Source organism: Streptomyces sp. MA5143a (assembly GCF_900290235.1).
Classification (GTDB): domain Bacteria; phylum Actinomycetota; class Actinomycetes; order Streptomycetales; family Streptomycetaceae; genus Streptomyces.
The window spans coordinates 1-6897 of sequence record NZ_OLMK01000106.1; the positions used below are offsets into that span (position 1 = coordinate 1).

Sequence of the window (6897 nt, forward strand, 5' to 3'; positions counted from 1 at the left end):
TGGGTCTGCGGGCCTTCTCTCAAGGGGGCGTCCAGGGGGAGCGCGGGGGCCTTTCGCGTCGCCGCGGCAAGGCCCCCGCGGTGTCACGGGCGGTGGCGCCTGCTCAGAGCAGGCGGTCCTTCGCCTTGTAGTAGGCGCCGCCGAACGGCAGGAACCAGGGTGTGCCGTTGTAGAAGGGAACGGGGACCTTCGGGAAGCCGAAGCCGCGCATCGGGTTGGCCTCGGGATTGCCGTCCATCATCTCGGCGACCGCGCGGCCCATGAACGTGGCCATCTGGACGCCGTGGCCGCAGTAACCCATGGAGTAGTACAGGCCGTTGACCTCGCCCGCGTGCGGGATGCGGTCCCAGGAGAAGCCGACCATGCCGCCCCACACATAGTCGATCCTCACCCCTGCCAGCTGCGGGAAGATCTCGGTCATCTCCCGCTTGAGGATGTCACCGCTCTTGACGTCGGAGGCCGGGTTGGAGGGGGCGAAGCGGGCCCGGCCGCCGAAGGCGAGGCGGTTGTCCGGCGTGAGACGGATGTAGTTGCCGACGTTCTTGTGGGCGACCAGCAGGCGGCCGTTGGGAATGAGCTCCTTGGCGCGCGCCTCCCCCAGCGGCTCGGTGACGATGATGAAGCTGCCGACGTTGATCAGCCGCTTGCGGAACCACGGCATCGACTGGTCGGTGTAGGCATCCGTCGCCGCCATGACCTGCTTGGCACGGATGGTGCCGTGCATGGTCTCCACCACGAAGCCGCCGCCGGGGAGGCGGGTGAGGCCGGTGGCGGCGTTGCGCTCGTGGATCTCGGCGCCGGCACGCTCGGCGGCGTCCGCCAGGCCGACGACGAACTTGCCCACGTGCAGGGCCGCGCCGAGCGGGTCGAGCAGGGCCCCGTGGTAGTGGTCCGAGCCCAGCTCGGCGCGCAGCTCGCTCTTGCTCAGGACGACCGTCTCGTGGCCGAAGTTCTCGGCCAGGTCGCGCTGCTTTGCGTGCATGCCCTCGAGGTGCTTGGGCTTGCAGACCAAGCCGAGGCGCCCGGCACGGTGGAAGTCGCAGTCGATCTTCTCCTTGACCGCGATCTCCTCGACGAGGTCCACGGCGACGCGGAACGCGTCGTAGAGCTCGCGCGCACGTTCCTGCCCGTAGCGCTGGCGGGCCTGGGCCGGGCTGATGGTGATGCCGGGGTTGCAGTGGCTGCCGTTGCGCCCGGAGGCGCCCGAACCGACCTGGTCCTTCTCGACGAGGACGACCCGGGCACCCTTGCGGGCGGCGTGGTAGGCGGTGGACAGGCCGGTGAGGCCGCCGCCGATCACCACCACGTCCGCCTCGTCGGGCAGGTCCTTCCCGGAACGGTCGGGCAGGGCGGGAGCTGTGTCCATCCAGTAGGGGATCTGCTTCATGGCGTGCGTCCTCTTGTCTTCTCGCTCTGTTTCGCCGGTGCGCCGTAGGTCAGCAGCCGAGGAGCTTCGGCAGGCCCGACATGTCGGGCAGCTCGTCGTAGGGCTGGTAGTCGGCGCTGCCGGGGCGGCCGTAGCGGTTGATCCACACGCGGCGCTTCAGGCCGAGGTCGCGGGTCGGGATGTGGTCGTACTCCCAGCCCTGCGCGGTGTGGATGACCTGGGACGGCTCGACACCCATGGTCTTGAAGGCGTACTCGAAGGTCTGGCGGTCGGGCTTGTAGGCGCCGGCCTGCTGGGCGGTGATGACGTAGTCGAACTCGACGCCGATGTTCTCCACGTTCCGCGCGATCAGGTTGTCGTCGGTGTTGGAGATGATGGCGATCTCGTACTTCGTCTTCAGGGCGCGCAGCGCGTCCGGGACCTCGGGCCAGGGGCCGAAGGTGGGGACGGCCTCGACCAGGGCGTCGCCGTCGGACTCGCGGTACTCCAGGCCGTGCAGGCGCATGGCGTTGCGCAGGCTGGAGTGCAGGATCTCGTGGTAGGGGCGGTAGGCCTCCAGGACGGCCTGGAAGCGCATGACGCGGAAGTCGTCGAGGAACTCGTCGACATCCAGGTTGTCCAGGTCCAGCCGGTCCTCGAGGACCTTCAGGGTCGTGGGAGCCAGCTCGAAGTTGATCAGGGTCGCGTAGGCGTCGAAGGTGACGATTTCTCGCATGGTGTCCAGCCTTGCTCTCTCGCGGTTTTCAGAGGGGTGGGTGGGGGCTTCAGACGACGCGTTCGCCGGGGGCGACGATCGCGTCGAGCGCGGCCAGGTCGGCCGGGCTCGGTATCCAGTCGGCCGCCGCCGCGTTCGCGGTGACCTGTTGAGGTGTCATGGCTCCGCAGATGACGGAGCCGACGGCGGGCAGGGCCGCCAGTGCGCCGACCGCGACCTGGAGGAGGGTCAGGCCGCGTTCGGCGCCGTATGCGGTGAGGGCCTCGGCCCTGTCGAGGGCCGCGTCGGTGAGCCAGCCCTGGCGCCAGGACAGGCGGCTGCCGGGCGGGGGCTCCGCGCCGCGCCGGTACTTCCCGCTGAGCAGGCCGTTGGCCAGCGGGTAGTACGGCAGCAGGCCGAGGCCGTGGTGGAGGCAGGCAGGGATCAGGTCCCGTTCGGCACCGCGGTCCAGCAGGTGGTAGCGCGCCTGGGTGGACACGAAGGCGTCCGTGAGCTGCTCGGCCGGGAGGTTGGAGCAGCCGATGTACCGGATCTTGCCCTCGTCGACCAGCTCCTGGAGCGCGGCCACCGTCTCCTCCAGCGGCGTGATGCCGTCCGGTTCGTGGTACTGGTACAGGTCGATGCGGTCGGTGCCGAGCCGACGCAGTGACGCCTCCACCGCGTACCGGATGTAGGCGCGGGCCCCGCGGGGGCCGTACAGGTCGGCGTCCCGGTCCATCTCCATCCCGAACTTGGTGGCCAGGACCACGTCGTCGCGGCTGCCCTTGAGCGCGGCACCGAGCAGCCGTTCGCCGTCGCCTCGGAGGCCACCCCGCTCGCCGGACCCGCCGTACATGTCGGCGGTGTCGAACAGGGTGATCCCGGCGTCGAGGGCGGCGTGGACGACGGCCTTGGTGCCGTCCTCGTCGAGGCGGCTGCCGATGTTGTTGCCGCCCACGCCGACCACCGACACTGCCGGGCCGCGCTCTCCGAGCGAGCGGTATCTCATGACCGGTTCCCGAACCCGATGCAGACGTTCTTGGTCTGCAGGTAGCTGGAGAGGCCTTCGAGGCCCTTCTCCCGGCCCCAGCCGCTGTGCTTGTAGCCGCCGAAGGGCAGCTCGACGCCCGTGCCGACACCGGTGGCGTTGACGTAGACCTGGCCGGCCCGGATGCCCTCGGCGAGGCGCATCGCCTTGTCGATGTCGCGGGTCCAGACGTAGGAGGCGAGGCCGTACGGGCTGTCGTTGGCGATCTCCAGGGCCTCGGCCGCGTCGTCGAACTCGATGACGGTGACGACGGGGCCGAAGATCTCCTCGCGGGCGCACCGGGCCTGGTTGTCCAGTCCGGTCAGGACGGTCGGCCGGACGTAGTAGCCGTCGGCCAGCTCGGGCTCGGTGGGGGCGCCGCCGCCGGCCCGTGCCACCGCGCCCTCCTCGCGCGCCAGTTCCAGGTAGCCGAGGACCCGGTCCCGCTGCCGTGCGGCGACGAGGGGGCCGACGTCCGGATCGCTGAGTCCGGGGCCGACGCTGAGGGAGTCGGCGTGCGCGACGAGCTTGTCGAGGAACTCCTCGGCGCCGCGCTGGAGCAGCAGCCGGGTGCCGGCCGAGCAGGTCTGCCCGGCGTTGCCGAACGCGGAGGCGGCGACGGCGCCGAGGGCCGCGTCGAAGTCGGCGTCGGCGAAGACGACGACCGGGGACTTGCCGCCCAGTTCGGTGACGGAGGGCACCACGTTGGCGGCGGCGGCCTGGGCGACCTTGATGCCGGTCGGCACCGAGCCGGTGAAGGTGACCTGGTTGATGTCCGGGTGCCCGGCGAGGGCCGCGCCGGTCTCGCCGTCACCGGGGACCACGTTCAGCACGCCCGGCGGGAGACCGCACTCCAGGGCGATCCTGCCGATCTCCAGCGGGGTGAGCGGCGCTTCCGGAGACGGCTTGAGCACCACTGTGCAGCCCGCGGCCAGGGCGGGGGCGGAGCCCCGCGCGGTGTTCTGGAGCGGGTAGTTGAACGGGATGATCTGGCCGGAGACGCCGATCGGTTCGCGCACGGTGTAGTCGAGCAGACCGGGCCCGAGGGGGACCGTCGAGCCGCCGAGCTTGTCGGCGACGCCCGCGTAGAACTCGAAGTAGCGGGCCGCCGCCTCGACATCGTTCCTGGCCTGGCGGAGCGGCTTGCCGACGTCCTGGCTCTCCAGGCGGGCCAGCCGTTCGCCCTGGTAGCGGATGGCCTCCGCGATCCGGTACAGGATCCGGCCGCGGTCGGCGGCCCGCATCCCGGCCCACTCGGGGGAGGTGAAGGCCGTGCGGGCGGCGGCCACCGCCTGGTCCACGTCCGCTTTGCCGCCCAGCGCCACCTGGGCGATCGCCGTGCCGTTCGACGGGTCGAGGACGGTGAAGGAGCGGCCGTCGGCGGCGGGGACCTGCTTGCCGTCGATGAGGAGCTCGGTCAACTGCAGTTCGTTGGTCATGGCCGGATCTCCCCGAGCACCTCGCCGAAGATGACGACCTCGTCGCCGGGGCGGACCGTGCGGATGCGGCGCACCCAGAGCACGATGCCCTCCTGCGGCGCGCGGACCTCCTCCAGCGTGGTGCCGTAGTGGTCGGTGATGGTGGCGATCAGGTCGCCTTCCTTGCAGGTCTCCCCCGGCTCGGCGTGCGCGACGAAGAAGCCGCCGGCGGCGGAGCGGGCGAAGGTCCCGGAGACCGTGGTGTAGGTGTCCCGCAGTTCCGGCTCGCCGTCGGTCAGGCCGAGGCGGCGCAGGATGTTGCGGATCGAGTTCATGTGGTGCTCGACGTTGGTCTCGCGGTAGGTGGCGCCGCCGCACTCGATGGTGATGGCGGGCTTGCCGGCCTCCAGGACGGGGTGGCGGACGGTACCGCCCCACTTGCCGCCCTTCCAGACCAGTTCGTGTCCGGCCGCGAGGGCGAGGTCGGTGGCGAGGTCCTCGTAGCCGCCCTGGAGGATGACGAGCGGGGCGATCTCGCCGTAGGCGCCACCGGTGTGCAGGTCGACCACGGCGTCGACGGCGGGGACGACCTGCTCGACGAAGGTGGCGGCCAGCCGCTGCGAGTAGGAGCCCTCCGCGTCGCCGGGGAAGATGCGGTTGAGGTTGAGGTGGTCGATGCCGCTGGCGCGGGCGGCGGCCTCGAAGGCGGGGGTGTTCAGGCAGGGAATGCCGACCACGGTGCCGCGCAGGGTGGCCGGGTCGAGCTCGGCGAGCACTCGCCGGATGGCCTCCTGCCCGTCGTACTCGTCGCCGTGCACGCCCGCGTCCACACACAGGACGGGGCCGTCGAGGGCGCCGTTGACGACGATCAGCGGAATGCCGAGCTCCACGCCGTAGCTGCTGGTGCCGACGGGGATCAGACCCTGGGCGCGCTCGCCGGGAGCGACGGTCAGCGGACCGATGGAATACATGGGGAACCTTTCCATGACGTGGATCAGATGCGGGCCGACGCCTCGGCCAGGACGCCCGCGATGATCGCGGCGATACGGTCGAGGACGGCGCGGTCGCTGATCAGCGGGGGTGCGATCTGGACCAGCGGGGCGGAGCGGTTGTAGACGCGGGCGAGCAGGCCGGCCTCGCGCAGCCGGCGCGGGATCAGGTCGGCGATCAGACCGGCGCGGGCGAGGTCGCTGAATTTGCCGTCGTCGAGGTCGCCGACGAGTTCGCAGGAGTAGAAGAACCCGGTGCCGCGGACGTCGCCGACGATCGGCAGGTCCGTGAGGGCGGCCATGCGCTGGGCAAGGTCGCCCTGGAGGGCGCGGACGTTGTCCAGGACGCGGTCCCGCTCCAGGATCTCCAGGTTGCGCAGGGCGATGGCAGCGCTCAGCGGATGCCCGGCGAAGGTGTAGCCGTGGTTGAGGACCGCACCGGGCCGGTTGAGGACGTCGGTGACCTTGGTGCCGACGAGGGTCGCGCCCAGGGGCGCGTATCCGGAGGTGATGCCCTTGGCGACGGTGACCATGTCCGGGCGGGCGTCGTAGCGGTCGCCGCCGAACCACTCGCCGAGCCGGCCGAATCCCGTGATCACCTCGTCGGCGACTAGCAGGAACCCGTAGCGGTCGGCCAGCGCCCGCAGTCCGGGCCAGTAGCCCCGGGGCGGTGTGATGCAGCCGCCCCGGTTCTGCACGGGTTCGGCGATGAGCATCGCCACGGTCTCCGGGCCCTCGGCCAGGATCGTGGCCTCCACCTCGGCGAGGAGCCAGGCCGTCCACACCTCGTCGTCCGCGAACTGGGGGTCGAGGCCGAAGCGGCTGGTGTTGGACACGAACCGGGTGTCGATGGCCGGCGGCCCGTACGGCTCGGTGAGGCCGGGGTCGTCGGTGAACGACAGGGTGCCGACGGTCAGCCCGTGGTAGGCGCCGCGGCGGGCGATCGCCTTGACCCGGCCCGGTTCCCCGCGCAGGGCGTGGTAGCGGCGGGCGATCTTCCAGGCGGTCTCGACGGCTTCTGCGCCGCCGCTCGAGAAGAAGGTGTGCTCGATGTCGACGGGGGCGATCCGGGACAGCCGCTCGGCGAGTTCGATCGCCGTCGGGTGCGCGGATCCGGTCCACAGCGGGCTGTAGCACAGCTCGCGCAGTTGCCGTTCGGCGGCCTCGGCGAACTCGGGGCCGTAGGAGTAGCCGAGCTGGCAGCAGTACAACCCCGACAGGCCGTCGATGTAGCGCCTGCCGTCCGTGTCGTCGACGTACGGGCCCTCCCCGCGCCGGACGACGAGGAGGTCGTCCCCCTCGGCGCCGAGCGATCCGTTGGCGGTCATGTTCAGCAGCAGATGCCGCTGGGCGGTGGCCGCGATCGGCTGAGCGGCGGCGGC

6 protein-coding genes are annotated in these 6897 nt (G+C 71.2%); all 6 read right to left on the reverse strand.

The window, feature by feature from the left end:
* Positions 1 to 103: 103 nt before the first annotated feature.
* Positions 104 to 1387: an NAD(P)/FAD-dependent oxidoreductase gene (locus SMA5143A_RS36720; RefSeq protein ID WP_107467137.1), complete on the reverse strand. Its 1284-nt coding sequence runs from the start codon at positions 1385 to 1387 to the stop codon at positions 104 to 106.
* A gap of 49 nt (positions 1388 to 1436) precedes the next feature.
* Positions 1437 to 2102, reverse strand: coding sequence for a haloacid dehalogenase type II (locus SMA5143A_RS36725; protein WP_107467138.1), 666 nt, complete (start codon positions 2100 to 2102; stop codon positions 1437 to 1439).
* Between the two features lie 49 nt (positions 2103 to 2151).
* Positions 2152 to 3090, reverse strand: a complete 939-nt coding sequence (locus SMA5143A_RS36730) for an aldo/keto reductase (protein WP_107467139.1) — start codon at positions 3088 to 3090, stop codon at positions 2152 to 2154.
* Entirely contained in the window at positions 3087 to 4547 is a 1461-nt protein-coding gene (locus SMA5143A_RS36735; protein WP_107467140.1) for an aldehyde dehydrogenase family protein, read from the reverse strand. The genes SMA5143A_RS36730 and SMA5143A_RS36735 overlap by 4 nt, the downstream gene beginning before the upstream one ends.
* Positions 4544 to 5497, reverse strand: a complete 954-nt coding sequence (locus SMA5143A_RS36740; RefSeq protein ID WP_107467141.1) for a succinylglutamate desuccinylase/aspartoacylase family protein — start codon at positions 5495 to 5497, stop codon at positions 4544 to 4546. The genes SMA5143A_RS36735 and SMA5143A_RS36740 overlap by 4 nt, the downstream gene beginning before the upstream one ends.
* Positions 5498 to 5520: 23 nt before the next feature.
* Positions 5521 to 6897: aminotransferase class III-fold pyridoxal phosphate-dependent enzyme (locus SMA5143A_RS36745; RefSeq protein ID WP_375136591.1), on the reverse strand; the 1377-nt coding region annotated here is incomplete at its 5' end.

Excerpts from the sequence above, each read along its gene's own strand:
- SMA5143A_RS36730 (WP_107467139.1), bottom strand. The coding sequence starts at position 3,090 with ATGAGATACCGCTCGCTCGGAGAGCGCGGCCCGGCAGTGTCGGTGGTC.
- SMA5143A_RS36740 (WP_107467141.1), bottom strand. The coding sequence starts at position 5,497 with ATGTATTCCATCGGTCCGCTGACCGTCGCTCCCGGCGAGCGCGCCCAG.
- SMA5143A_RS36725 (WP_107467138.1), bottom strand. The coding sequence starts at position 2,102 with ATGCGAGAAATCGTCACCTTCGACGCCTACGCGACCCTGATCAACTTC.
- SMA5143A_RS36735 (WP_107467140.1), bottom strand. The coding sequence starts at position 4,547 with ATGACCAACGAACTGCAGTTGACCGAGCTCCTCATCGACGGCAAGCAG.
- SMA5143A_RS36720 (WP_107467137.1), bottom strand. The coding sequence starts at position 1,387 with ATGAAGCAGATCCCCTACTGGATGGACACAGCTCCCGCCCTGCCCGAC.